This window comes from Corynebacterium sp. HMSC27B11, from assembly GCF_001815985.1.
In the GTDB taxonomy this organism is placed as follows: Bacteria; Actinomycetota; Actinomycetes; order Mycobacteriales; family Mycobacteriaceae; genus Corynebacterium.
This window is the reverse complement of sequence record NZ_KV823558.1, coordinates 15,743-41,440: the sequence shown is the minus strand read 5'-3', so window position 1 is coordinate 41,440 and position 25,698 is coordinate 15,743. Positions and strand designations below refer to the sequence as shown.

The 25,698-nt window shown below is 64.9% G+C and carries 20 protein-coding genes; 2 read left to right on the top strand and 18 right to left on the bottom strand.

Translation table 11 applies throughout. The features are described 5' to 3' along the window. Positions 1-15 precede the first annotated feature (15 nt). From aroB to aspS, 11 genes are all read right to left on the bottom strand, one after another. Positions 16-1,125, bottom strand: a complete 1,110-nt coding sequence (gene aroB, locus HMPREF3097_RS04925; protein WP_070761381.1) for a 3-dehydroquinate synthase — start codon at positions 1,123-1,125, stop codon at positions 16-18. Between the two features lie 86 nt (positions 1,126-1,211). Then, positions 1,212-1,781 (bottom strand): shikimate kinase, encoded by a 570-nt coding sequence (locus HMPREF3097_RS09740; protein WP_070761380.1) that lies wholly within the window; start codon positions 1,779-1,781, stop codon positions 1,212-1,214. Positions 1,782-1,812: 31 nt separating this feature from the next. Beyond that, complete coding sequence (gene aroC, locus HMPREF3097_RS04915; protein WP_210398539.1) at positions 1,813-3,015, bottom strand: chorismate synthase; 1,203 nt, start codon at positions 3,013-3,015, stop codon at positions 1,813-1,815. Between the two features lie 33 nt (positions 3,016-3,048). Beyond that, positions 3,049-3,510, bottom strand: a complete 462-nt coding sequence (locus tag HMPREF3097_RS04910) for a prepilin peptidase (protein ID WP_070761378.1) — start codon at positions 3,508-3,510, stop codon at positions 3,049-3,051. A gap of 117 nt (positions 3,511-3,627) precedes the next feature. Then, positions 3,628-4,590, bottom strand: a complete 963-nt coding sequence (locus tag HMPREF3097_RS04905) for a shikimate dehydrogenase (protein ID WP_070761377.1) — start codon at positions 4,588-4,590, stop codon at positions 3,628-3,630. A 28-nt stretch (positions 4,591-4,618) separates the two neighbouring features. Then, a complete protein-coding gene (gene mltG / locus HMPREF3097_RS04900) occupies positions 4,619-5,773 on the bottom strand; it encodes an endolytic transglycosylase MltG (protein WP_070761376.1) in 1,155 nt (384 codons plus the stop codon). 146 nt (positions 5,774-5,919) lie between these two features. Next, positions 5,920-6,414, bottom strand: coding sequence for a Holliday junction resolvase RuvX (gene ruvX, locus HMPREF3097_RS04895; RefSeq protein ID WP_070761375.1), 495 nt, complete (start codon positions 6,412-6,414; stop codon positions 5,920-5,922). A gap of 20 nt (positions 6,415-6,434) precedes the next feature. Next, positions 6,435-9,101: an alanine--tRNA ligase gene (gene alaS, locus HMPREF3097_RS04890; protein ID WP_070761374.1), complete on the bottom strand. Its 2,667-nt coding sequence runs from the start codon at positions 9,099-9,101 to the stop codon at positions 6,435-6,437. 107 nt (positions 9,102-9,208) lie between these two features. Then, on the bottom strand, positions 9,209-10,594 hold the full coding sequence (locus HMPREF3097_RS04885) for a replication-associated recombination protein A (RefSeq protein WP_070761373.1): 1,386 nt from the start codon (positions 10,592-10,594) through the stop codon (positions 9,209-9,211). A gap of 5 nt (positions 10,595-10,599) precedes the next feature. Beyond that, positions 10,600-11,859, bottom strand: a complete 1,260-nt coding sequence (locus HMPREF3097_RS04880; protein WP_246821293.1) for a phosphotransferase — start codon at positions 11,857-11,859, stop codon at positions 10,600-10,602. A 71-nt stretch (positions 11,860-11,930) separates the two neighbouring features. Next, a complete protein-coding gene (gene aspS / locus HMPREF3097_RS04875) occupies positions 11,931-13,751 on the bottom strand; it encodes an aspartate--tRNA ligase (RefSeq protein ID WP_070761370.1) in 1,821 nt (606 codons plus the stop codon). A gap of 94 nt (positions 13,752-13,845) precedes the next feature. Between aspS and HMPREF3097_RS04870 the strand changes: the two genes are divergently transcribed. Further along, the gene (locus HMPREF3097_RS04870; RefSeq protein WP_012360196.1) at positions 13,846-14,781 is read left to right on the top strand and encodes a KPN_02809 family neutral zinc metallopeptidase; all 936 of its coding nucleotides are present in this window, start codon (positions 13,846-13,848) and stop codon (positions 14,779-14,781) included. A 153-nt stretch (positions 14,782-14,934) separates the two neighbouring features. On the opposite strand, the gene hisS is transcribed toward HMPREF3097_RS04870, so the two are convergent. Next, positions 14,935-16,218, bottom strand: coding sequence for a histidine--tRNA ligase (hisS, locus tag HMPREF3097_RS04865; RefSeq protein ID WP_070761368.1), 1,284 nt, complete (start codon positions 16,216-16,218; stop codon positions 14,935-14,937). Between the two features lie 40 nt (positions 16,219-16,258). Next, on the bottom strand, positions 16,259-16,963 hold the full coding sequence (locus HMPREF3097_RS04860; RefSeq protein WP_070761366.1) for an MBL fold metallo-hydrolase: 705 nt from the start codon (positions 16,961-16,963) through the stop codon (positions 16,259-16,261). A 144-nt stretch (positions 16,964-17,107) separates the two neighbouring features. On the opposite strand from HMPREF3097_RS04860, the gene HMPREF3097_RS04855 reads away from it, so the two are divergent. Next, positions 17,108-17,968 (top strand): peptidylprolyl isomerase, encoded by an 861-nt coding sequence (locus tag HMPREF3097_RS04855; protein WP_070761364.1) that lies wholly within the window; start codon positions 17,108-17,110, stop codon positions 17,966-17,968. 91 nt (positions 17,969-18,059) lie between these two features. Here the strand turns inward: HMPREF3097_RS04855 and HMPREF3097_RS04850 are convergent, their stop codons facing one another. The 5 genes from HMPREF3097_RS04850 to secD form a co-directional block, all read right to left on the bottom strand. Beyond that, on the bottom strand, positions 18,060-20,336 hold the full coding sequence (locus tag HMPREF3097_RS04850) for a RelA/SpoT family protein (RefSeq protein WP_070761362.1): 2,277 nt from the start codon (positions 20,334-20,336) through the stop codon (positions 18,060-18,062). Further along, entirely contained in the window at positions 20,329-20,916 is a 588-nt protein-coding gene (locus HMPREF3097_RS04845) for an adenine phosphoribosyltransferase (protein ID WP_070761360.1), read from the bottom strand. The genes HMPREF3097_RS04850 and HMPREF3097_RS04845 overlap by 8 nt, the downstream gene beginning before the upstream one ends. 17 nt (positions 20,917-20,933) lie before the next feature. Continuing rightward, a complete protein-coding gene (locus HMPREF3097_RS04840) occupies positions 20,934-22,532 on the bottom strand; it encodes an ABC transporter substrate-binding protein (protein ID WP_210398538.1) in 1,599 nt (532 codons plus the stop codon). An 85-nt stretch (positions 22,533-22,617) separates the two neighbouring features. Beyond that, positions 22,618-23,829, bottom strand: a complete 1,212-nt coding sequence (gene secF / locus HMPREF3097_RS04835; RefSeq protein WP_070761358.1) for a protein translocase subunit SecF — start codon at positions 23,827-23,829, stop codon at positions 22,618-22,620. Further along, complete coding sequence (gene secD / locus HMPREF3097_RS04830; protein ID WP_070761356.1) at positions 23,826-25,667, bottom strand: protein translocase subunit SecD; 1,842 nt, start codon at positions 25,665-25,667, stop codon at positions 23,826-23,828. The genes secF and secD overlap by 4 nt, the downstream gene beginning before the upstream one ends. Positions 25,668-25,698: the final 31 nt, after the last annotated feature.

Sequence of the window (25,698 nt, the reverse complement as noted above, 5' to 3'; positions counted from 1 at the left end):
GCTGTTCCTGTGCGGTCACTGCGAAATCGCCTCCCATGCTGCGTCCAGGTGTTCCCTGCTCGGGGACTCGAGCCGAGTTGGTTTCGCCAGTCCCTCGAGGACGACGAAGCGAATCTTGCCCTGCTTATTCTTCTTATCCCGCCCCATGACCTCAATGAGGGTGTCGAAATCGGAGTGCTGATAGGTCGTCGCCAACCCAACGCTGCGCAGGATGTTCCGGTGCCGGTCCACGAGCTCCTGGTCGATGAGACCGGCGGCCTTGGCCAGCTCAGCCTCGAACATCATGCCCACGCCCACGGCCTGACCGTGACGCCAGCGGTAGTTCTCCTGCTGCTCGACCGCGTGGCAGAAGGTGTGCCCGTAGTTGAGGATCTCCCGGATATAGGACTCCTTGAGGTCCTGGGCCACCACCTCTGCCTTGACCTTGATCGCCCGCTCGATCAGCTCCGGGAGTACATCACCGGCGGGGTTCAGCGCCTCGACCGGGTCCTCCTCGTAGATCTCGATGATGCGCTCGTCACGGATGAAACCTGCCTTGATGATCTCCGCGGAGCCAGCGATGAGCTCCTCGCGAGGCAGATCTTTGAGGGTGTCCAGGTCGATGAGGACCGCGGCCGGTTCGTGGAAAGCACCGACGAGGTTCTTACCCCGGGTGGTGTTGATCCCCGTCTTGCCGCCCACCGCGGCGTCGACCATCCCGAGCAAGGAGGTCGGGACGTGTGCCACGCGGATACCGCGCATCCAGGTGGCGGCGATGAACCCGGCGAGGTCGGTGGCAGCGCCACCGCCCACGGAGACGATGCAGTCCTGGCGCGTCAGCCCGGCATCCGCGCAGCGATCCCAGCAACGCTCGGCTGATGCAATAGTCTTGCCGTCCTCAGCGTCGGAGATCTCCAGCAGCTCGGCGACCTTGCCCTCGGCCTCCAGCAACTTCGCGACATGGGCTGCGCGCTCAGCCAGGGCCGGCTGGTGGATGATCAGGAAGGTGCCGGCGCCCTCGGTGGCCTCGAGCATCGGCGGGATCATCGTCTCGATGCCGCGGCTGATGAGGACCGGGTACGGCGAAGCGGTGCGCACGTCGATGCGCGTTGGGGTGGGGTGCTGCGCGGAGTAAGGCGTTGTCACGCTGTCACATTCTTTCTCTATTGCTGTGGTGGTTTGGTGGTCGGCCGTGGTGGCAGTGCCTTGGGTGAACGGCCCAGTGATGTCTCCTAGAGCTGTTCCGCGTCTTCGAGGTACTGCAGGATGGCAGTCACTGTCCGCTGCGGGTCGTGGTTGCCGGAGCGGATGCGGAAGCTCGCGACCTCTTCATAGAGCTCGTGGCGCTCGTCGTAGAGTCGCTGATAGACCTCTTCAGGGTTGGGGACGTCCAGCAGCGGGCGGGTTTTGTTCCCGGAGGTACGGCGCACGCCCTCAGCGACGTCTACATAGAGGTAGACGACTTGGTGGTTCATGAGGGCCTCGCGGGTCTTCGCGCTCTTCACAGCTCCCCCGCCCAGGGACACCACCGCGTTAGTCTGCAGTGCCTGAGCGACGGCTTCCTCCTCAGCAGCGCGGAATTGCTCCTCGCCGAGCTCCCGCAGCACGTCGCCGCAGGGCTTGTTGAAGCGTTCGGCGATGAGCTCATCGGTATCGATGACGGGCAGGTGGAGGGCATGCCCGATGCGCCGGCCCATCGTGGATTTACCCGCGCCCGGCAACCCAGCGAGCACAACCTTGGGGCGCTGCCCAGGTGCCGTGTGCTGCGCGTTAACCGGTGTGGATTGCCCTGGTCGAGTCATCTTTCGCGAAGCCTCCTTGTCCGCGGGTTGGTTAGAAATCCAGCCGCTCGGCGACCTGCTGCTGATAAGCGGCCACGTTGCGCTTCATCTCGGCGAGGGAATCGCCCCCGAACTTCTCAACGGTGGCCCGAGCCAGCACGAGGGCGACCATCGCCTCGGCGACGACTCCTGCTGCGGGGACGGCGACGACGTCGGAGCGCTGGTGGATGCCGGTCGCGGCCTCTCCGGTGGCCATGTCGACGGTGCGTAGGGCGCGCGGGACCGTGCTGATCGGCTTCATCGCGGCGCGGACGATGACGTCCTCACCGTTGGTCATGCCGCCCTCGATCCCGCCAGCGCGGTTGCTCAGTCGGGTGATCTCCCCGTCTTCGCGCACCATCTCGTCGTGGGCTTCGGAGCCGCGGCGGCGGGCCTCCTCGAAGCCGTCGCCGATCTCGACCCCTTTGATGGCCTGGATCCCCATGACGGCGGAGGCCAACTGGGCGTCGAGGCGAGCGTCACCGGATGTGTGGGAGCCTAAGCCGATCGGCAGACCCTTGACCACGACCTCCACGATGCCGCCGAGGGTGTCGCCGCTCTTCTTGGCCGCCTTGATCTCCTCGACCATCGCGTCCTCCGAGGCCTTATCGAAGGCACGCACCGGGGAGGCGTCGATAGCTTCCAAGTCGGAGAAACTCGGGGTGGGGCCGGTATAGGGCTCGCTACGACCGATCGAGACGACGTGGCTGAAGACCTCCACTCCCAGTACCTCGCGCAGCAGGGCGCGGGCGAAGGTGGCGGCGGCGACGCGGGCAGCGGTCTCGCGGGCAGAGGCACGCTCCAGGATCGGGCGGGCCTCGTCGTGGTCGTACTTCAGCATGCCGGCGAAGTCCGCGTGGCCCGGGCGCGGGCGGGTGAGTTTTGCCCCGCGACCGGAGGCCATCGCCTTGGCTACCTCCGGGTCCTCCAGATCAACCGGGTCGGCGGACATGATGGTGGTCCACTTCGGCCACTCGGTGTTGCCAATCATGACGGCCACCGGGCTGCCGAGGGTCTTGCCGTGTCGGACGCCAGAGACGAAGGTCAGCTCGTCCGCCTCAAACTTCATCCGGGCGCCGCGACCATAGCCGAGGCGACGGCGGGCGAGCTGTTCCGCGACATCCTCGCGAGTCACGCTCAGCCCAGCGGGGAGGTTTTCCACCAGCGCAATCAGCGCCTGGCCATGGGATTCACCAGCAGTAGTCCATCGAAGCATGCCGACAAGTCTACTATGTGAGCTATCGAACAATTATAAGGACACTGCGAAGGCCAGCAGAGTACCCAGAACCATTGCCGGTCCCATGGCGACGGGCCGATGGGGTGGAGCCTTTCTGGCCCGATCCTGGATCAGTATCCCGCCAGTCGTGAGCACGCCGGAAGTGCCGATGGCGAGCAACACCCACCCCACTCCGTGCCAGGCAGCAAGGATGCCACACACCGCCGCAAACTTGGCGTCCCCGCCACCGAAGTACTGGCCAGGAGCTCCGCTCCCCTCGTGGCGGTTCTTTACAGAGCGTTGGTGGAAGAAGCTGAACAATAGCCACCACACCGCGCCCCCGACGAGTGCTGAAGGCTGCCAGACACACGCCGCGACAACAGCAGAGAGGATGCTGGGGAGCACCACGGCGTTGGGGATGCGACGATGCCGCCAATCTACGACCCCCAGGTAGGCCACAGCCACGCCAAGCGTGGCAAGCACAGCGCACATCACCGATGGCTCCCCCCTTAATCTTGCTCCCCTAGAGTCTTCTCCCCTGCCCCAAAGAGCCCCCTTCGTCCCCACGCAGGAATCTCCTCCCCGCCTGCGCTGAGAAGATAAGGCTCCGAGTTAGTCCAGCGCCAGGTGCTGGTGCAGTTCGGCCAAGAATAGTCCCTCGGGAGCCTGCTGGCCGGTGAACAGCCGGAACTGCTCCTCCGCCTGGCCAGCGAGCATCTGCAGACCATCGGAGACTGGCAGCCCCTGCTGCTTGGCCTGAGCCAACAGCGCGGTCGGATAAGGATCGTAGATCACGTCGATGACAGACTCAGCGCGACAGAACTCATCCACGTACTCCGCAGCGACGTCCTCCGGCACCGTCGAAATCAGCGCTGCAGCCTGGCCACACACGTGGCCCAGCTCCGGGGCATCGAACCGGGTCCAGGAAAACTCCATGCCCAGCGACTCGGTGAGTGCCTGCAGGTTCAGCGCACGCTCCGAACGGGCGACCACGTTAATCTCGGAGAATCCGGCAGCCGCTGCAGCAGCAACGGCGGGGCGGGCGGTGCCACCGTTACCGACAATGACGGCCGTCTGCCCGGCGAAGGGTGCGCCTCGTTCCGGATCGCGCTCGGTGAGCTCGGCTGCCACCGCGTTCAGGCAGGCGGTGAGACCGTCGACGTCGGTGTTATCCGCGAGCCAGCGGCCATCCTCCTGCGGCACCAGCGTGTTGGCGGAGCCGATGTCCTCGGCCCGCTTCGTCGCCAGCCCCGCCAGCTCGAGTGCTGCGCCCTTGCCCGGCATAGTGACGGACAATCCGCGGATGTCCGGATCCTGCGCCTGAACGATCACCCGGATGTCCCGTGCCTCCGGCGCCTCCACCCGGTAGTAATCCAGGTCCAGGCCCATGGCCCGGTAGCCAGCCTTGTGGATCACCGGGGACAGCGAATGCGACACCGGGCTGCCCAGGACCGCGCAGCGGGGGCCGCTTAGCGCAAAAAATTCTTCCGGACTGAGCACACTCGCACCTGCCGAGTCCGCAGTGGGCTGAGGGTCACCGCCGGTAGACAACTGGGCATCCTGGCTTTCCGACATCGGCTTCCTCTTCCTCCTGGCTTATTGCTTAGCGGGCCGAGTCCAGCACGCCGTTGGCGCGCGCCTTCTCGATCGCGGCCTCGTGGGCATCGAAGTCCCGGTTGAACACGGTCTCGCCATCCTTGTTGATGGTGACGAAGTAGAGCCAATCGCCCTCAGCGGGGTGCTCCATCGCCTGCAGCGCCTGAATACCCGGGGAGGCGATAGGGGTCTCCGGCAGCCCCTTCTTCGCATAAGTATTCCACGGGGTGCGGCGAGCGCGGTCGCTATCCGTCGTGGCGACCTCCTGCTCGTCGACGTCGTAGTTCACCGTGGAGTCGAACTCCAGACGCTGGTCTTCCTTGAGTCGGTTGAGGATCACGCGAGCAACCTTGTCGAAGTCCCCGGCAGGCGCCTCGCGTTCCACCAGGGAGGCTGCGGTGATCATCTCATATGGGCTCAGGCCCACAGCCTCAGCAGCCTTGAGCAGCCCCGTCGCCTCGTATTCCGCCGCAGAGTTGCTGATCAGCTCGCGCATGATCTCCTGCGGGGTCGAGGTCGGGTCGAAAAGGTGCACGCCCGGGGAGATCAGCCCCTCGATGCGGCGCGGATCATCGGCGCGGTCGGCCACCGCCCCCTTCGCCCACTGCGGCACCTCCAACTCCTCCGGGGTGGAGCTCACCACGGCTTCGCGCAGCGTATCGGAGGAGATGCACTCATCCTCGCTCGAGCAGGTCTGGGCGGAGATCAGCGAGTAAATCCCCTCGCGCGTCTTCCCGCCCACGACGGTGACGTCCTCCAGCGGCAGGCCGGTCGGGATGTCGACGACGCCGCGGCGGTTAGCGTCGTCTGTCAGCGCGTCCAGCGCGGCCGAGGCCGACATTTTTTCCTGAAGCGGATAGTAACCGGTCTGCAGGCTGGCGTCACGGGCTTCGGCCTCGCGCATCAGCGCCCGCCGGGAGCCAACAATCTTCTTCTCCACCAATGTCGGGGCGATGGAAGACAGGCTGTCCCCCTCGCCGACCTTGACCATCACGACCGTTCCATTGCCCGCACCCTCGTAGTCGCGCTGGCCGACGACGGACCGCTGGTACCAGACGTACCCGGAGATGCCCACCAACAGCAGGGTGAGCGCCAAAGCCAGCGCGACTGCCAGTTGACGGCGGCGCCGGTACTTCGGTTGCATACTCCGCTTCAGGGTCATGCAACTATGCCTTTCGGATCTCAGGTGCTACGGAACGCGCGGCCACGCTCGAAGCGTGAAGGCAACGCGAAGCATCGCCATAGGACAGCGATGCATCCGATGATCGTGGATCGATCATCGGACATTATTCCATGATCACAATTCGATTACGAGATGACGCGCCGACGGGCGTCAAGCCACCCCTGGAGAATGTGCCCCGCCGCGGCTTGGTCAATCCGCTTCCGACCCTTCTTGGCGCTCACCCCGGAGGCATGAAAGGCCTGGGTGGCTGCCATGGTGGACATGCGTTCGTCGACGAGCCGTATCGGGAGGTCGGGCAGCTCTTCGGCCAGGTCCTCGTAAAAGTCGAGGGCTGCCGCGGTGCTCGCGGTGTGGTTGCCGCGCAGCGCCACCGGAAGACCGACGACGACCTCCACGACGAAGTTCTCCTCGATCAGTTCCACGACGCGCGACACATCGGAGCCGTCGACGGCGGCGGCGACCGTCTCCAGTGGAGAGGCCAGGATGCCATCCGGGTCGCTCAGCGCAACGCCGATCCGCACACTGCCGACATCGAGAGCCAGCCGCCGTCCCCGCCCCGGGTCGGTCTCCGGGTCGGGACGATCTGGCGAAATCTCCTCGCGGGAAAAATCGGATGCCATCGGCGATCGACCTCGCGGAACTAGCTCAGGGTCTCGTTCACGAGGCGCTGCACGGCGGCCAGGCCGGCGTCGACACCGGAAGCATCAGAACCGGAGCCCTGCGCCAGGGCTGGCTTACCGCCACCGCGGCCACCAACCTCGGCACCGAAGGCCTTCACCAGGTCGCCGGCCTTCAGCCCACGCTCGACAGCCTGCGGGTTGGCCGCGGCAACGAACGGAACCTTTTCGCCGTCCTGGGCAGTGAAGAGCACGACCGCCGCCTCGGAGTTGAAGCGGGCGATCGCGTCCTGCGCCACCGAACGCAGGTCCTTCGCACCCAGGCCCTCCCCGAGGTTCTGGGTCAGCACCTTCACACCGGATACATCTGCGGCGCTGTCCACGATGCTGCCGACCTGGGCTGCCAGCTGCTGGGCACGCAGCTGCTGGACCTGCTTCTCTGCGGCCTTGAGCTTGGCGGTCAGCGCGTCGATGCGCTCCGGGATCTCCTCGCTGGTGGCCTTAAAATTCGCTGCGAGGTTCGCGACGAGGGAACGGTCGGCAGCGAGGTGGCGGAAGGAATCCATTCCGGTGTAGGCCTCGATGCGGCGCACGCCGGAGCCCACGGAGGACTCACCGAGCACGCTGATCGGGCCAATCTGGGAGGAGTGGTCCACGTGGATACCGCCGCACAGCTCCATGGAGAATGGTCCGCCAATCTCGACGACACGAACCTGGTTGCCGTAGTTCTCGCCGAACAGCGCCATCGCACCCATCGCCTTGGCCTCCTCCAGGGAGGTCTCGATGGTGTTGACCTGGTAGTCAGTGTCCACCGCGGAGTTCGCGATCTCCTCGATCTGCTGCAGCTGCTTCTCGGTCAGCTGATCCCCGTAGGAGAAGTCGAAGCGCAGGTAGCCGGGCTTGTTCATGGAACCGGCCTGCACGGCTGTCGGCCCCAGCACCTCGCGCAGCGCGGCGTGGATCAGGTGGGTACCGGAGTGCGCCTGACGGGCCTGGTGGCGCCACTTCTGGTCGACGCGGGCCTCGAGGAGCTCTCCGATGGCGAGCTCTCCCTCGGTGACCTCGATCTGGTGCGCCCAGACCTTCTTGGCGATCTTCTGGACGTCCACGACCTTAGCCAGGCCACCTGGGCCGCGGAGGTCGCCACGGTCGGCCATCTGGCCACCCGACTCAGCGTAGAACGGGGTCTGATCCAGGATGACCTGGGCGTGCTGGCCGGCGGACGCGCGGTCGGCGAGCTGGCCGTCGACGACCAGGCCCAGAACCTTGCCCTCGTCCACCGTGTTCTCGTAGCCGGTGAAGTGGGTCGGGTGGGAATCGATGAATGCGCGGTAGACGCTCAGGTCCGCGTGGACGTGCTTCTTGGCGGCGTTATCAGCCTTGGCGCGAGCCTTCTGCTCGGCCATCAGCTCGTGGAAGCCCTCCTCGTCGACCGTCAGCGAGGCCTCCTCGGCCATCTCGCGGGTCAGGTCGATCGGGAAGCCGTGGGTGTCGTGCAGCGAGAAGGCAACCTCGCCCGGAACCACCGTGGCGCCGCTGTTGCGGGCCTCCGTGAGGAACTGCTCGAAAAGCTGGGAACCGGACTCGAGGGTCTTCAGGAAGGCCTTCTCCTCGGTCACGCCCACGGAGCGGATGCGCTCCCAGTTCTCCGCGATCTCCGGGTAGGACGGGGTCATCGCCTCGCGGACGGTGTCCAGGAGCTGCTCGATGACAGGCCCCTGAGCCCCCAGCAGTCGGGCGGAGCGAATGATGCGGCGGATCAGGCGACGCAGGATGTAGCCACGCCCCTCGTTGCCTGGGGTCACGCCGTCGAGGATGAGCATCAGCGCGGTACGGCTGTGGTCGGCGATGACACGGAAGCGGATATCGCCCTTGTCCTCCGAGCCGTAGCGAGTGCCGGTCAGCTTCTCTGCGGTGTCGATCACCGGGCGCAGCAGGTCGGTCTCGTAGACGTTATCCACGCCCTGCAGCAGGAATGCGAGGCGCTCCACGCCCATGCCGGTATCGATGTTCTTCTTCGGCAAAGTGCCCACAATGTCGAAGCTGCCGTCGGGCTTGGTTTCGCCACGCTCGAACTCCATGAACACCAGGTTCCAGATCTCGATGAATCGGCTATCGTCCACCGCCGGGCCACCGTCCGCGCCATAAGCCGGGCCGCGGTCGTAGTAGATCTCGGAGCACGGACCACACGGGCCGGGCACGCCCATGTGCCAGTAGTTATCCTCCATCCCGAGGCGCTGGATGCGCTCGGTAGGAAGACCAACGAGGTCGTGCCACAGTTGCGCAGCTTCGTCGTCGTCCTCGTAGACGGTGACCCAGAGGCGATCCGGGTCCATACCGAGGCCACCGTCGTCGAGGGAGTTGGTCAGCAGCGTCCACGCGTTCTTAATCGCGCCTTCCTTGAAGTACTGGCCGAAGGAGAAGTTGCCAGCCATCTGGAAGAAGGTGTTGTGGCGGGTGGTGATGCCGACCTCGTCGATGTCGAGGGTGCGCACGCACTTCTGGATGGAGGTGGCGGTGCCGAACGGCGGGGTCTCCTGACCCAGGAAGTAGGGCTTGAAGGGGACCATGCCCGCGTTGACGAAGAGCAGGTTCGGGTCGTCGAGGATCAACGACGCGCTGGGCACCTCGGTGTGACCGCTTTTCACGAAATGGTCGGTGAAGCGCTGGCGAATCTCATGCGTCTGCACGGTTGTGCTACCTCAATCTGTCTCGGGTTGTCTTGGCGGCCTTGGTGGGGCCAACCGCCTCCTGCGGGTTGCGTGCCGCGGGGAAAGCTAAAACTACAGATGGCATTCTACTTGCCCGGGCGCGACCCACGCACAATACCCCGCAGCGTGTCCAGGCGACTGTGGATCGTACGCTCGTGGCCGTGAGTGGTGGGCCGGTAGTACTCCACTTCGGCCAGGTCATCCGGCAGGTACTGTTGACGCAACACGCCCCGGGGGTCATCGTGCGGATACTGGTAGCCGGTGGCGTTGCCGAGGGCCTTCGCGCCGCTGTAGTGCCCGTCGCGCAGGTGGGCGGGAACGATCGCCCCCTTGCCTGCCCGGATGTCGGCGATAGCCTCGTTGATACCGACGTAGGCAGCGTTGCTCTTCGGGGCGGTAGCCATGTGGACGGTTGCATGGGCCAGCGTGATCCTGGCCTCGGGCATGCCGATGAAACTCACCGCCTGGTGCGCCGCGACGGCGACCTGCAGGGCGGTAGGGTCCGCGGTTCCGATGTCCTCCGACGCGACGATAACCAAGCGCCTGGAGATGAATCGGGGATCCTCCCCTCCCTCAAGCATCCGGGCGAGGTAATGCAGCGCGGCATCCGGGTCGGAGCCTCGCATGGACTTGATGAATGCGCTGGTGACGTCGTAGTGCTGGTCGCCGTCGCGGTCGTAGCGAGCCACCGCCTTATTCGTGGAGCGGGTGACGTCGGCGACCGTGATCGTGGGAGGCTCGTCACCGTCCTGCCGTTGTTGCAGGACGTCCTCGGCGACGGCCTCGAGGTAGGTCAGGCTGCGCCGGGCGTCCCCGCCGGAGACCGCGGCGAGCTGGTTTAAGGCGTCGTCTGCGATCTGCACCTTGCCGGCCAAGCCCCGCTCATCGGAGATGGCGCGACGCAGCACGGACTTAATTCCTTCTTCATCCAGCGACTTCAGCTGGACCAGCAGCGAACGGCTAAGCAGCGGAGAGACCACGGAGAAGCTCGGGTTCTCGGTCGTGGCAGCGACCAGCAGCACAGTGCGGTTCTCCACGGCGGCGAGCAGGGCGTCCTGCTGGGTTTTGGAGAAGCGGTGCACCTCGTCGATGAAGAGCACGGTGCGCTCCCCGTGGAGCAACCGGCGACGGGCGTCCTCGATGACTGCCCGCACCTCCTTAACCCCCGAATTCAGGGCGGACAGGGCGACGAAGTGGCGTCCGGATGCCGCCGAGATCAGGGAGGCGATGGTGGTTTTGCCCGTGCCGGGCGGACCGAAGAGGATGACGGAGGAGTCGCCGCGCCCGTCGATGAGCCGCTGCAGCGGGGTTCCAGGCCCCAGCACGTGGTCCTGCCCCACCACCTCAGTCAGGCTGCGCGGCCGCATGCGGACCGCCAACGGCGCATGCGAGCCCGGGTGAAAGTATGCTTCCGCCTCCGCAGCACCGGCCCCAGACTGGTTGGGTTCGGCCTGGCTGAACAGGTCCTCCACGGCGCCTAGTCCTCGCGTCGCTGCGGGTGGGCGCCCAGCGGGGCGAGCGCCGCCAGGAGATTCTCTGCAAGTTCGACGACGGGGGCGAAACGCTCCTCCCCCAGCCCCGCCGTGAAGCGCAAAATAGCGTCCACAGTGGTCGCGAGGTCGATGAGCTGCGCGGTGGTCAGCTTCTTCAGGTCATCAGCCTCGATATCGAATTCGCGCAGGTCGTTGACCCTATCTGAGCCGTAGTACAGGAGGGCGAGAGAGAAGAAGGCCCACGCGATCAGCGAGGCCACCAGGACCTCGTTGAAGTAGGCGTCCTCCCGGAACTCCGGCCAATAGTGCACGACCTCGGCTCGCCAGGCATCGAGGAACTCGGCGGTCTCCTTATCGCTCAGTGCCGGGGTCGTGAGGTCCTGCGGGAAACCGGCCACGACGCACGCGACGTCGAAGGCGATATCGCGGAAGCCTGCCCACTCGTAGTCGAGGAAGAACACCCGCTGCGCCAACACGATGTTGTCCGGCATCAGGTCGAAGGGGGTGAAGGCGCGAGCGGTGGCATCCGACTGCCGCTTCCCCGCCAGGTTGGCCAACCGGGTGACCTCCGGGTGCATGGAGATCTGGTTGCGCTCCATCAACTCCCGCCCGATCGCGATAGTTTCCGCAATATTCGGCTGCTGGCCGGCGACGTCCTCAGCAGCGTAGCCGTGCTTCTGGCACTGGCGGCGGAAGAGGGTGTCATAGGACTCCTCTTTGCCTGCCGTGGCTACGTGCATACGGCCGAGTGAACGCCCCAGCTTCCGCAGCGCAGTGCGCCGTTCCTTGGCGGGCAGCTGGGTGAGCACCTCCGCGAAGTTCTGTCCTTCACCGAGGTCCGAGAGGATCAGAAGGCGTTCCTCGATGTCATAGGCGAGCAGCAACGGGCCCGGCCGTGACTCCTCAGCCAGGATGTTTGTGAACTGGTACGCCACGAGCTCGCGGAACAGCCCGGTGCGGTCGAAGGAGATTCGCCTGCTGCCGCGAGACGGGTTGGCCTCCGGGTCTGCGAGGGATGAGTGCTCCTCCCCCGAGGCCTCCGGCGGCAGCTGTTTGACCACCACCGTGCGCTCCTGGAGGAAGTCATTGTGCCCGACCCGAGCGCGCAGAACCAGGGAGGATCCGTTTCCTCCGAGGTTCTCCGGGCTGCTCAGTTCCGGCGATCCCCCGAAGCGGGCGGCGAGAACTCGCTGTGCGGATTCAACGACCGCTGCCACGGAGAGGGCTGGATTGTGTTCGGACACCTGTTTACTCATCCTCATCGCCAACGGGGTGGCACTATGTGCCATCCCAGCTGGTCTTTGATCTTTTCGCTCTACTTGGAGCTGGCCTTGGTTGCGCCGGCCTGCGCCGCTGCGGCCTTCTTTGGCTTCGCGTCGATGCCGGACTCCTTGCGCTGCTCCGGGGTGATCTCGCTCGGCGCATCCGTCAGTGGGTCGACACCGCCGCCGGACTTCGGGAAGGCGATGACATCGCGGATGGAGTCGAAGCCGCCCAGCAGGCTGACGATTCGGTCCCAGCCGAACGCGATGCCGCCGTGTGGCGGAGCGCCGAAGGCGAAGGCGTCGAGCAGGAAGCCGAACTTCTCGCGGGCCTCCTCCTGGGAGATTCCCATGACCTGGAACACTCGTTCCTGGACGTCCCGCTGGTGGATACGAATGGAGCCGCCACCGATCTCGTTGCCGTTGCAGACGATGTCGTAGGCGTAGGCCAGCGCGGAACCCGGATCCTGGTCGAAGGAGTCCAGGAACTCCGGCTTCGGGGAGGTGAATGCGTGGTGCACGGCAGTCCATGCGGAGTTGCCGAGAGCCACGTCGCCCTCTGCGCGGGCATCTGCTGCAGGCTCGAACATCGGCGCGTCAACGACCCAGGTGAAGGCCCACTTGTTGTCGTCGATGAGCCCCAGCTTCTGGGCGATCTCGCCGCGTGCCGCGCCCAGCAGGCCGCGGGAAGACTTGGTGTCGCCGGCTGCGAAGAAGATGCAGTCGCCCGGCTTCGCACCGACGTGGTCGGCAATACCAGCGCGCTCGTCGTCGGTGATGTTCTTCGCGACTGGACCGGACAGCTCGCCGTCCTCGCCCACCAGAATGTAGGCCAGGCCCTTCGCACCGCGCTGCTTGGCCCACTCCTGCCAGGCGTCGAGCTGGCGGCGTGGCTGGCTGGCCCCACCATCCATGACGACGGCACCGACGTACTCGTTCTGGAACACGCGGAAGGTCGTGTCCTTGAAGAACTCGGTGCACTCAGTGATCTGGATGTCGAAGCGCAGATCCGGCTTATCGGAGCCGTAGAGGCGCATCGCGTCGGCGTAGGTCATGCGCGGGAACGGGGTCTGGACCTCGTAACCGGCGGTCGACCACACCTCGGTGAGGATCTCCTCGGCCAGGGCGATGACGTCCTCCTGGTCGACGAAGCTCATCTCGACGTCCAGCTGGGTGAACTCCGGCTGGCGGTCGGCGCGGAAGTCCTCGTCCCGGTAGCAGCGGGCAATCTGGTAGTACCGCTCCATGCCGGCGACCATGAGCAGCTGCTTGAACAGCTGCGGGGACTGCGGCAGAGCGTAGAAGGTGCCTGGCTTCAGGCGTGCCGGAACCAGGAAGTCACGTGCGCCCTCCGGGGTGGAACGGGTCAGCGTCGGGGTCTCGATCTCCGTGAAATCGTGGCGCTCGAGAACCTTGCGAGCCGCAGCGTTGGCCTTGGAGCGCAAGCGGAGTGCGTCGCCCTGGGAGGCGCGGCGCAGATCCAGGTAACGGTACTTCAGGCGGGTCTCCTCGCCGACCTCGCCGGCGGAGGACGGGTCGTCGATCTGGAACGGCAGCGCGGCGGACTCGTTGAGTACCTCGAGCTCGCTGACGTTGACCTCGACGGCGCCGGACGGCAGGTTCGGGTTCTCGGAACCCTCCGGACGGGCCTCCACGCGACCGCGGACGCGGACACAGTACTCGCTGCGCAGCGCGTGGGCGCGCTCGGCGACCTCGGACTCGCGGAACACGACCTGTGCGACGCCGGAACGGTCGCGCAGGTCGATGAAGATCACGCCACCGTGGTCTCGGCGACGGCCTACCCAGCCGGTGAGGGTGACCTCCGAGTCGATGTCTCCTGGGCGAAGTTCGCCTGCTAGATGGGTTCGCAGCACGTCGCTTATCCTTCCGATGCTTTCAATCTTTGAAAAAGGTGTCGAATTCAACCCTTCAGCTTAGTCCATCAACAAGTGTGGCAAACTTTAGGGCGTGACCTTCAATCAAAATCTAGGCGACTCCTCCGGCCGCGCCCAAGGTGGCGGCAATTCCGGGGGCTCCAACTTCGGCGGCGGAAACCGTGGCGGCGGCAACTTCCTCATCAACATGTTGGTGAGTCAGGTGGGCGCTCGTTTCGGGCTGCCCGGCATCATCATCGCCGGCTTGGTGATCTTCTTCCTCAACAGCGGCGGCGGAATCCCAGGCATTGGCGGCGGCGCCAACAATGTGCAGGGCCCGCAGACCGACTCGGATGCGCTCGCGCACTGCAAGACGTACGAGGACGCCAACGAGCACGACGACTGCCGCATCCAGGCCACCGCGACGGTTCTGGACGACTTCTGGGGCGAGGCGCTCCCCCAGGAGGCGAATATTGAGTACACCAAGCCGGGGCTCTTCATCGGCTCTGGTCAGTTGAACACCGCCTGCGGGGCGGCTGATGCCTCCCAGTCCGGACCGTTCTACTGCCCGGGCGATGAGACCGCCTACTTCGCGACGCCATTCTTTAAGCAGCTGCGGCAGATGGGTGGCTCCGATGGCCCGTTCGCCCAGATGTATGTGGTCGCCCACGAGTTCGGCCACCACATTCAACACCTCGAGGGCAACCTCGGTCTCTCCGATTACAACAACCCGGGTGAGGACTCCAACGCCGTGAAGATGGAGCTGCAGGCTGACTGCTACGCGGGTCTGTGGGCTAGCCAGGCAGATAAGGGGCCGGACGCCATGCTAGACCCGATCACACAGGACCAGGTGGATCAGGCTGTGAAAACTGCCCAGTCCATCGGCGATGATGCCATTCAGAAGTCTGCCGGTCGCTCGGTCAACCCGGAGAAGTGGACTCACGGCTCCTCCCAGCAGCGCGTGGACGCATTCCTGCGCGGCTACCAGGGCGGAACAATGGCCAGCTGCGAGGCGAACTTTCGCCGCTAAGCGCCATCAGCTTGGGCGCACGCCATCGGCTAAGGCCCTCCAGTAGTGCTTCATTCTGGGCGGCCGAAGAACCCACGGCAACGAAAACGGCACTGTGCGAGAAAGCACAGTGCCGTTCTTTTTGGCCGAAAGCCCCGCGTGGTGATCCGGGGACTACGCCAGCTGCTGACGGATGTGGGTGGTCAAGTCCGCCACTGCGACGTCGTGCTGCTCCCCAAGCTGCAGGTCCTTCACTGCCACGGTACCAGCCTCGAGCTCCTGGTCGCCGATGACGACGGCGAGCTGAGCGTTCGCCCGGTTGGCTGCCTTCATCGCCCCCTTGAGCCCACGGTTGCCGTAGGCCATGTCCGCAGCAACGCCCGCCGCTCGCAGCTCGTTGATCAGGCCAACCATGTGGCGCTTCGCGGCATCGCCCATCGGGATGCCGAACACGTCCACGCGGCGACCGGTCGAGGCGGTCTTGCCCTCCGCTTCGAGAGCCAGCAGGGCTCGGTCCACGCCAAGGCCGAAGCCGATGCCGGAGAGATCCTGGCCGCCGAGCTGAGCCATCAGACCGTCGTAGCGACCGCCACCGCCAATCCCGGACTGAGCCCCGAGGCCGTCGTGAACGAACTCGAAGCAGGTCTTGGTGTAGTAATCCAGCCCACGGACCATGCGTGGGTTGATCGTGTACTCCACGCCCATGTCCTCCAGCAGACCGGTGACGGTCTCGAAGTGCTCGCGGGAGGAATCGGAGAGGTGGTCCTTCATCAGCGGCGCGTCTTGCAACATCTCCTGCATCTGCGGGCGCTTATCGTCCAGCACACGCAGCGGGTTGAGCTCCGCGCGGCGCTGGGTCTCCTCATCCAGCGGCAGCGTGGCCAGGAACTCCTGGAGCTTCGCGCGGTATGCCGGGCGATCGGTGCTATCCCCCAGGCTCGTCAACTCGAGGCGGAAGCCGTCCAGCCCGATGGCGCGGAAGCAGCGGTCTGCCAGGGCGATGACCTCGGCATCCAGCGCCGGGTCGTCCACCCCGATGGCCTCCACACCGACCTGCTGGAGCTGGCGGAAACGGCCGGCCTGCGGGCGCTCGTAGCGGAAAAACGGACCGTGGTAGGCCAGCTTGGCTGGCAGCTGCCCCCGGTCCAGATTGTGCTGAATCACCGCACGCATCACGCCAGCGGTGCCCTCCGGGCGCAGCGTCACCGAGCGACCACCCCGGTCAGCGAAGGTATACATTTCCTTGCTCACCACATCGGTGGACTCCCCCACACCGCGGGCGAACAGCGAGGTGTCCTCGAACACGGGCAGCTCGATGTGCTCGTAACCGGCGTTGTGGGCGGCGTCGAGAAACGCGGTGCGCACCGCCAGGAATTCGCTGGACTGCGGTGGCACGTAGTCCGGAATGCCCTTCGGGGCGTGCAGCGGCTGGAACTTCTTTTCACCTGAGTTAGTCACGCCACCAGATCTTAGTGGCTGGCCCGCCGCGGGCGTAGCACTACCCCACCTCGTGCAAGAAGGGGTTGGTCTTCTTTTCCTGACCGATCGTTGTCTGCGGACCGTGACCGGGAAGGACGACGTCGTCGTCATCGAACTCGGCGGACAGACGCTTCAGGGAGAGCGTCATATCAGCTGGGTCCGAACCAGGCAGGTCCGTCCGTCCCACGCCGCCGTTGAAGAGGACGTCCCCGCCCAGGATCAGCCCCGGGATGCGGAACATGACGGATCCGGGGGAATGCCCCGGCATGTGGTGGACGGTAAAGGTTTGACCACCGATGCTGACCTCGTCGCCGAGGTTCCGGATATCCTCCGGGACCCGCATGTTCTCCGTGTCGAAGATGCGTGCAAAGTCGAGGACGTTGGTGTACATGCCCGGGTTCTCGAGCATCGAACGGTCATAGTCGTGGACGTGCACGGGCACCCCGAACTCCGCGGCATCGCGCATGTGGTCGATGTGACCATGGGTCAGCACGATCGACTCCACATAGAAGTTGTGCTCGCCCGCGGCGCCGCTGATCACCTCGTGGGCTCCGTGCCCCGGATCCACCACCGTTGCGGGCCTGCGTCCTTGCCCGTCGTGCGCGGCCGACTCATCCGTGTTGATCAGCACGTAGCAATTGGTCTGGAAGGCGCCCGCTGGAAACCCCAGCAGCTCGAAGGTGGGTGCGGGCGCCCCTGCACCAGTATTCTCGGAGTTCTTCATGCCCCTATCGTGTCAGAAAATAGTTTTCTTAGGGCATAATGGGAAAGGTTACGCAGGCCCGGGCCCCTGAACCCAGGCTCTGCGCGAATCGTCCATGATCACGCTGAAGATAATCACGCAGGAAGAAAGGCACCGGTTCAACACGTGAGTGAGAACACTGGGCGCAAGATGCCCAACGCGCAGCGCCGCGACGAGGCGCTGGATAACCTCGACAAGGCGATCAAAGGCCGCGAGCGCAAGGCTAAGCTCGCGCCGCTCGGCGTGATGGTGACCACCGTCGTGGTCCTGGCCGCGATCGTGGGCGGCATCTACTTCGCCAGCACCTACACGGGCTCCGATGACTCCGAGGATCAGACGGAAACCCAGGCTCAGGAGGAGCAGCAGTACCCGCCGCTGCCGGACGGACCGATGAAGGCCTACCCGAAGCAGGTCAGCTGCGAGTACGAGGACGAGGGTGGCGCGGCCAAGCAGGTCGATAAGCCGGGCACCGAGAACATCCCGACCGATGGCCTGGTCAAGGTGAACCTGAAGACCACCGCCGGCGAGATCCCCATCGAGCTGGACCGCGGCACCTCCCCGTGCTCGGTGAACAGCTTCGAGTCCCTGGCCAAGCAGAACTACTTCGATAACACGGTCTGCCACCGCCACGTGAAGTCCGACCAGATGGGCATCCTGCAGTGCGGCGACCCGACCGGCAAGGGCACGGGCGGACCGGGCTACAAGTTCGGCGACGAATTCCCGCTCAATGGTGTGGCCGAGGGCGAGAGCCAGTCCCCGCTGACCTACCCGCGAGGCACCCTGGCAATGGCTAACTCCGGCCCGGACACCAACGGCTCCCAGTTCTTCCTCGTCACGAAGGACACCACGCTGCCACCGGCGTACAACGTCTTCGGCAAGATCAGCGACGAGGGTCTGGCCACCCTGGACAAGATCTACGACGCCGCCCCAGAGGGCGACGGCAAGCCGGCTGATGAGGTCAAGATCGAAAAGGCCACCGTCAGCTAGGTTCCTACTCCAGCTGCACAAAGCCCGGGTACCCCACGAGGGTGCCCGGGCTTCGTCGTTGCTCCTTCACCGCGACGCGGTTAGCAGGAGCCTAACCGCCGGTGGTGACTCGGTAGACGTCGAAGACGCCCTCGATGTTGCGCAGCTGCCCCATCAGGTAGCCCAGCTGCTTGGTATCGGAGACCTCGAAGGTGAAACGGATCATCGCCACCCGGTCCTCCGAGGTGCGCGAACTCGTCGCGATGATCGGCACCTTCTGCTCGCTGACCACTCGGGTGACTTCGGAGAGCAGGCCGTTGCGGTCCAGGCCCTCGATCTGGATGGTCACGAGGAACACGGCGTTCTGGAAGCTCTGAGCCCAGCCCACCTCGATGATTCGCTCCTGGTCCTGGTGCAGCTTCGGCGCGTTGGTGCAGTCCGTGCGGTGCACCGAGACCCCACCACCCTTGGTGATGAATCCAAAGATCGCATCGCCCGGCACCGGGGTGCAGCACTTCGCCAGCTTCGCCGAAAAGTCTGCCTCTCCCTGCACGAGGATGCCGGAGCCGTCGCCACGGCCCTCCTGCGGGGTGTTCGCGATCCGGCTCGCCGGGTGGACGGGCACCTCGTTGGGCAGCATCGGGGGCGCATCGTCCTCGCCAGCGAGCTGATCCATGAGCTGGTTGACGACGTGCCCGGCGGTGACGTCGTGGCGGCCGATGGCCGCATACAGGGCATCGACGTCGTCGTACCCCAGGTCGGCTGCCAGGGCACGGACTGATTCGGGAGTGAACAGGCGCTGCACCGGCACGCCATTACGCTGCACCTCCGCGGCGAGCGCGTCACGTCCGACCTCGACAGCTTCCCCCCGGCGCTCCTTGGCGAACCACTGTTTGATGCGGGCGCGCGCTCGGGGCACAACGACGAAGCTCAACCAGTCCTTGCTGGGGCCCGCCGATTGATCCTTGGAGGTAAAGATCTCCACCTTGTCGCCGGTCTGCAGCTTGCTTTCCAATGCGACCAAGCGTCCATTGACCTTCGCGCCGATGCAGCGGTGCCCGACTTCGGTGTGCACGGAGTAGGCGAAGTCCACGGGGGTTGCTCCCGCTGGCAGCGTGATGGCGTCGCCCTTGGGGGTGAACACGAAGATCTCGTCGGTGGAGAGGTCGTAGCGCAGCGAATCCAGGAACTCGTTCGGATCCGCTGCCTCCTTCTGCCAGTCCAACAGTTGGCGCATCCACGCCATCTGGTCCAGGTCCTCGTTGCTTCCGCTGTGGGTGCCCCGGGTCTCCTTGTAGCGCCAGTGCGCGGCAATGCCGTATTCGGCGTTGCGGTGCATCTCCAGGGTGCGGATCTGGATCTCCAGCGGCTTCGCGTCCGGGCCGAGCACTGTGGTGTGCAGGGACTTGTAGACGCCGAAGCGCGGCGAGCTGATGTAGTCCTTAAACCGCCCCGGCATGGGCTGGTACAAAGCGTGGACCGCGCCGACGGCGGCGTAACAGTCGCGGACGGTTTCTACGAGGATTCGGATCCCCACCAGGTCGAAGATCTCATCAAAGTCGCGGCCGCGCACGATCATCTTCTGGTAGATCGACCAGTAGTGCTTCGGCCTGCCCACGACCTCGGCGTTGATGCCGGTGTCCTGCATCGCGGACTCGATTTCATCCTTGACGCGGGCGATGTACTGGTCGCGCTTGGGGGCTCGGTCCGCGACGATGCGGACGATCTCCTCGTACTTGCGCGGATACAGGATCGCAAAGGCGAGGTCCTCCAGCTCCCACTTGACGGTCGCCATCCCCAGCCGGTGCGCCAGGGGTGCGATGACCTCCAGCGTTTCGCGAGCCTTCTTCGCCTGCTTCTCGGGCGGCAAGAAGCGCATGGTCCGCATGTTGTGCAGCCGGTCGCAGACCTTGATGACCAGCACGCGGGGGTCGTGCGACATCGCCACGATCATCTTTCGGACGGTCTCGGCCTCCGCTGCGGAACCGAGCGCCACCTTGTCCAGCTTGGTGACACCGTCCACGAGGCGGGCAACCTCTTCGCCGAAATCGGCGGTGAGTTCCTCGAGTGAGTAATCGGTGTCCTCCACCGTGTCATGCAGGAGTGCGGCCACCAGCGTGGTGGTGTCCATGCCGATCTCCGCGGCGATGGTCGCCACGGCGAGCGGGTGGGTAATGTACGGCTCCCCCGATTTGCGCATCACGCCGTCGTGCAGTCGCTCCGCGGTGTTATACGCCCGGTTGAGAACCTCGAGGTTCGCCTTCGGGTGGAACTTCCGGTGCACCACGATGAGTGGTGCCAACACAGGGTTCACCTTCGGGCGGGCGGTCCCCGTCAGGGTGCGCGCGATGCGCGCCGCCATCCACAGTGAACCCTTTTCGTTACTCATGATCGGTTCCTACGACATACAACGGGATATCAGGGAAGCGCTGGCGACCGTCCAGCGCTTGTACCTCAAGTACTACCCCAAGGCCACAGACCGTCGCACCAGCTTCGTCAAGCAAGCTGCGGGCGGCCTGGAGGGTACCCCCGGTCGCCAGGACGTCGTCGAGCAGCAGTACCCGGCGGCCCCGCAAGTCCAGGCCGTCGGCTGGGATTTCGAGCGTTGCGGTGCCGTACTCCAGCAGGTAGTTAGCCTGGTGAACCGGCGGCGGTAGTTTTCCACCCTTGCGCACCGCGAGGATGCCGAGGCCCAGCTCGTAGGCCACGGCGCTGCCAAGCAAGAAACCGCGCGCGTCGAGCCCTGCGATCAGGTCGGGTTTCATCTTGCGGGCAGCATCAGCCAAGGAGCAAACGACGGCGCGGAAGGACTCCGCGTCGGCGAGAGCCGGGGTGAGGTCCTCGAAAACGATGCCCTCGACGGGGAAGCCCGGAACGAGCCGAATGTGATCAGCGAGCAGCTTTTGGGCGTACTTCTGGCGTTCGATCGCGCTCGGGTCGGAGAGGGTGAACTCTGATGCCTGGGTCATGGTTTTCGACTAATCCTTTAAGACTTCTTGGTGGGGGTGTCCGTGGGGCTGGTGGTTTCGGGGATGTGGTCAAGCTCGACCCACCGGTCCATGTTCCAGCTGAGCCCCACATTGCCCGGGTTATCCACGACGTTGTCCACATTTTTCAGGGTTGCGATGGCCCGCGGCTCGGTGGTCAGCGGAATCGTCCACATCGCTTGCTGCAGTTCCTTTTCCGCGCGGAGGAGCTCCGGCAGCAGCGATGCCTGGTTCGCCTTGCTGAGCCCATTGCGGCCGAAACCGCTGAGGGTCGACAGCAACGCGTCGTAGTCCTCCCCCAGGGTTCCATAATTCGCGGCGGAAAGAGGCACCGCTTCTACGGTGATCCCGGCCTCCGCGCAGCTGTTCTTGATGCTCTCAACCTGCTTGGCGTAGCGCTCGTGTTCCTTCAGGTAGCCGATGCGCACGGTAGCTCCCTCGAGAGCGCCCTTGGCCGCCGGGATATCCCGGTTCATGTGGGCCCCGGACAGTGCGCGCAAGCGAGGGTGAGTCGGCGCGGATGGTGGCACGACGCGCAAACCGGTGGCTGTCACACGATTGCGGGAGAACTCCGACACGGTCTTCACGAGGGCCTTGCGGTCGATGCAAGCGCTGAAGGCGTGCCGTGCGCCTTCATCGGCGAAGATTCCGGTGTCGGCGAGGCTGAGGGTGTCCAAACGGTCGCTGGGCTGGCGGCTAATCGAAAACTTCTCGGACGCGATACCGGCTGCGGCGAAATCCGTCTTTACGGGTACATCGAGCACCGAAATCTGGTGGTCCTCGGCGAGCTTCGGCAGGTCTGCTCCCGGGCCCCATACGTAGATCGGCACCTGCGCGGGGCTATCCCCCGCCCATTCCGGGTTCTCCCGGAGCACCAACTGGCCTTGCTCCCCCTTCTCAGCGATTCGGTATGGGCCGAATGTCGGGACGGAGGCCGGGTCCGTCTTGGTGATATCGAAGAGCTCTTGCCACGCCTTGCCGAGGCGAGCCAAGTCCTCCTCCACCCCAGACTCGGTGGCTGCGGTGACTGATTCCACCTCGGCCCGCTTGGTGACGCTGTGGGCAGGAAGTACGGTTCCCGCGCTGAAAAGTTCGCGGTACCGCTGGCCGAACCCCGGTTTGAACACCACCCGGAAGCGGTCGGCCCCCGGGGCGCAGTAGAGTTCGGCGACCTGGTGATAGATCGGCAAATCGGAGGCGAAAAGATCGGCACGCTCGCTGGCCAGTTTTGTCAGCTGGAAGTCATCACACACGACCTTGTGCCCATCGGAGTACTTTGCCTTCGGGTTGATCTTGTAATCGACGACTTCCTGGTGCTTCTCGCTCGGTGTGACCTCGACCAGATCCCGGTTGGGCAGCATTTGGCCCTCCGGTCCGGCGAGGAAAGCACCTGGGTAGAGGCGGGCAGAAAGTTTCGCCGCATCAGTAGCCACCCCGACAGCCGACCCCGCGTTGGTGGTGACCGGGGTGGTCGGAAGCTGGTAGCCGAACTGCGGTTCGGCGCGGCCCAACCCGCCGCCATCGCTACCGCAGCCGGCCAGCAGAGCGCCAACGGCCAGGGTCGCTATTCCCGCACGGAATCCGCGATGCTTGAACACTTCACACCTCCTTGAGCGTCCGCTGGGATTCACCGCCATGCGAACGCTCCCCAGGGTCTCCCCCGAGTCTTTGAGCTTTCGCCAGCTACATTCCAGGTCGCCAGGATACCCCGCTGGTATCCGGGCCTGCGGCATCCGGTTGCTGTTCGCGCCGGGTGCGAAGCCCAGCGTTCGGGCTCACGACGGTGCGGGTTCCCGCGCGGGGCACATCCTCGGCGTCGTCAGCCGGTTCTTCGCCAGCAGCTGCCCGTTCGCGAGCCTTGCGAACCTGCTCGTCGTGCTCCTGGTACTTCTTCTGACGCATCTTCAGGCTCACCAGCATGGGGGCAGCGAAGAAGATGGAGTTGAAGGTACCGCAGATCACGCCGATGAACTGCACGAGCGCGAGGTCCTTGAGGGTGCCCACGCCCATGAGCCACACGGCGATAACCAGCAGCGCGGCGATCGGCACCAGCGAGAAAATGGAGGTGTTGATGGAGCGCATCACCGTCTGGTTGATCGCGAGGTTAACCTGCTCCCCATATGTCGCGCGGTTCGAGTCGAATAGCCCCGCAGTGGTCTCCTGCACCTTGTCGAACACGACGACAGTGTCGTAGAGCGAGTAGGCCAGGATAGTCAACAGGCCGATGACCGTCGCCGGAGAGACGTCGAGTCCCAGGAGGGCGTACAGACCCGAGACGATGGTGAGGTCGATGAGCACACCGATGATCGCGGAGATCGCCATGTCACGCTCCATACGCAGCCCGATGTAGGCGAAGACGGCGAGAACGAAAACGCCGAGTGCGAGCAGCATGCGCTGGGTGATGGACGAGCCCCAGGACTCGGAAACCGTGGAGTCATTCACGGCGTCCTCGGAGGGCTGCCCCTGAGCATTCACGGGCTTGAACTCTTCGAAAAGCGCAGTCCGGGCCTCGCGGATCTGCTCTTCGCTGAGCCTCTGGGAGTTGATCTCAATGACCCGAGAGTCTCCCGAACCGACGGTCTGAACCGCATTGGGTTCTACTCCCGTGGCCTCGGTGAAAACGCGCTCGACGTCATCCTGCTGGACGCTTGCGGTCGGCGGCATGCTGATGCGCGTACCGCCCTCGAAATCGATGCCGAGGTTAAAGCCCCGGAAGCCGATTGTCGCGATGCACACGACGAAGATGGTAATGAGAATCTGGTACGAGAGGCGCCGCTTCGCAACGAATGGGAAGTTGCCGGTGCCGTTGTACATCTGGCTCAACCAGGAGCCCTTGTCTTGTTCCTTCTGCTGCGCAGTATTCACGCTGCTCATGGCGGTGTCCGTGCTGCTCATCGGGTCTCCTCCTCGGTCGAGCTGCTCTCAGTGGAGCCACTCGTCGTTTTAATGTCCGCCGTGGCGGCAGCAAACTGTGGTCGGGTCGGCGAGTAGCCGCGGGACTCCGCAAGGCGGAATGCCGGGCCCAGACCGTTGACCTTGCGGTTGGCGCTGAAAGGCTTGCGGGACAACATGATCGTCAGAGGCGCGGTCAGCAGGAAGGCGACCAGGACGTCGACGACGGTGGTGAGCCCCAACGTGAACGCGAAGCCCTTGACGTCGCCGATGGCGAGGAAGTACAGAATCACCGCTGCAATGAGGGACACGAAGTTACCGGTGACGATCGTCCCGCGCGCCCGATCCCACGCGCGAGGCACGGCGGAACGGAAGGTCGAACCACCGAGGATCTCGTCCTTGATGCGCTCGAAGTAGACCACGAAGGAGTCGGCGGTGGTGCCGATACCGATGATCAGACCAGCAATGCCGGCCAGGTCCAGGCTGTAACCGATCCAGCGGCCCAGCAGAACGAGGAGACCGAAGACCGTCGCCACGCTGGCCACCAGCGAGACGATGGCGATCAGGCCGAGTCCGCGGTAGTACCAGAGCGCGTAGAGGGAGGCGAGCACGAGCCCAACGAGCCCGGCGATCAACCCAGCGCGCAGGGAAGCCTCACCCATGGTTGGCGAGATCGTCGTCGCGGTGCCACCTGGCTCGCCGTTCTCGCCGACGAAGCTCAGCGGCAGCGCACCGTAGCGCAGGTTGTTGGCGAGGTCCTGCGCTTCCTTCTCGGTGAACTGGCCCGTGATCTGGGAAACCTCGCCTGGCGGGGTTGCGCCCTGAATCTGCGGGGCGGAGATGACCTGGGAGTCCAGGGTGATGGCGACCTGCTGGTTCATCATGTCCTGGCCGAGCTTGTACCAGGTCTCGCCACCCGGGGTGTCCTTGCCGGTCTTGAAACGGAACGTGATGGCCATCTGTGCGGACTGAGCGTCGAAACCGCCGGTGATGGTGGAATTCGTATCAATCATGTCACCGGTCAAGCGACGGGGCTTGTCCTTGTTCTCGTCACCGATCAGCACCGGAGCAGGCCCCAGCACCATCGGCCCCTGCGGCGAACAGGTCACCAGCGGCTTGGCAGGATCGTCGGCACCAGAGAGCGGATCAGGTCCGGAGCAGTCGAGCAGTCCCGCTGCTGCGGATTGCGTATCCGGGTCCTCGGACTGGCGGTCCTTCAGCAGGATCTGAACCTGCTTGTCACGGCGCTTTTGCTCCCCGACGGAGTTCTTCGGCTCCGCTGGCTCCTTGGCGGTTACCGTCAGCTTGTCCGGGAGCCCCGGAGCTTTCTGCTCCTTCATGGCCTTGAGAAGATCGTTCATCTTCTCCTGGGTAGCCTTCTTCTCCACGATGCCCGCCTCAACCCACCGGTTGGCCATGTCCTTGTAGACCTCTGCGAACTTCGGGGTCGTCGGCTGTGGCTGGGCGTTCGGGCGGAACAGCAGCTGGGAGGTCTGCCCCAGGGCACGGGCCTCGCTGGCGTCCTCACCCGGGACGGTGATCACGAGGTTATCGCCGTCGGTGACGACCTCAGCGCCGGAAACTCCCATGCCGTTGACGCGGGATTCCAGAATGCGGCGTGCCTGCTGCAGCTGGTCGGAGGTCGGGCGTTCGCCCTGCGGGGCGAGGGTAACTCGCGTGCCGCCCTGCAGGTCAATGCCGAGTTTTGGCGTAGCGGACTTATCGCCGGTGGTGAAGACAAGGCCGTAAACGGCGAGGAAAATAACGAAGAAGACGAGCAGCGAGCGCTTCAACCACTTCTTTTGCGTGGGCTTCTGCTGCCGAGTTCGCGCTGTGGCCACAGTTGGGCTCCTGAGCTGTTAATCGGGATTA

Bases quoted from the DNA above. Each gene is read 5' to 3' on its own strand.
- aroC (WP_210398539.1), bottom strand. From the start codon at position 3,015: ATGCTTCGATGGACTACTGCTGGTGAATCCCATGGCCAGGCGCTGATT.
- mltG (WP_070761376.1), bottom strand. From the start codon at position 5,773: ATGACCCTGAAGCGGAGTATGCAACCGAAGTACCGGCGCCGCCGTCAA.
- secF (WP_070761358.1), bottom strand. From the start codon at position 23,829: ATGAGCAGCACGGACACCGCCATGAGCAGCGTGAATACTGCGCAGCAG.
- HMPREF3097_RS04905 (WP_070761377.1), bottom strand. From the start codon at position 4,590: ATGTCGGAAAGCCAGGATGCCCAGTTGTCTACCGGCGGTGACCCTCAG.
- HMPREF3097_RS09740 (WP_070761380.1), bottom strand. From the start codon at position 1,781: ATGACTCGACCAGGGCAATCCACACCGGTTAACGCGCAGCACACGGCA.
- HMPREF3097_RS04845 (WP_070761360.1), bottom strand. From the start codon at position 20,916: ATGACCCAGGCATCAGAGTTCACCCTCTCCGACCCGAGCGCGATCGAA.
- HMPREF3097_RS04850 (WP_070761362.1), bottom strand. From the start codon at position 20,336: ATGAGTAACGAAAAGGGTTCACTGTGGATGGCGGCGCGCATCGCGCGC.
- ruvX (WP_070761375.1), bottom strand. From the start codon at position 6,414: ATGGCATCCGATTTTTCCCGCGAGGAGATTTCGCCAGATCGTCCCGAC.
- HMPREF3097_RS04860 (WP_070761366.1), bottom strand. From the start codon at position 16,963: ATGAAGAACTCCGAGAATACTGGTGCAGGGGCGCCCGCACCCACCTTC.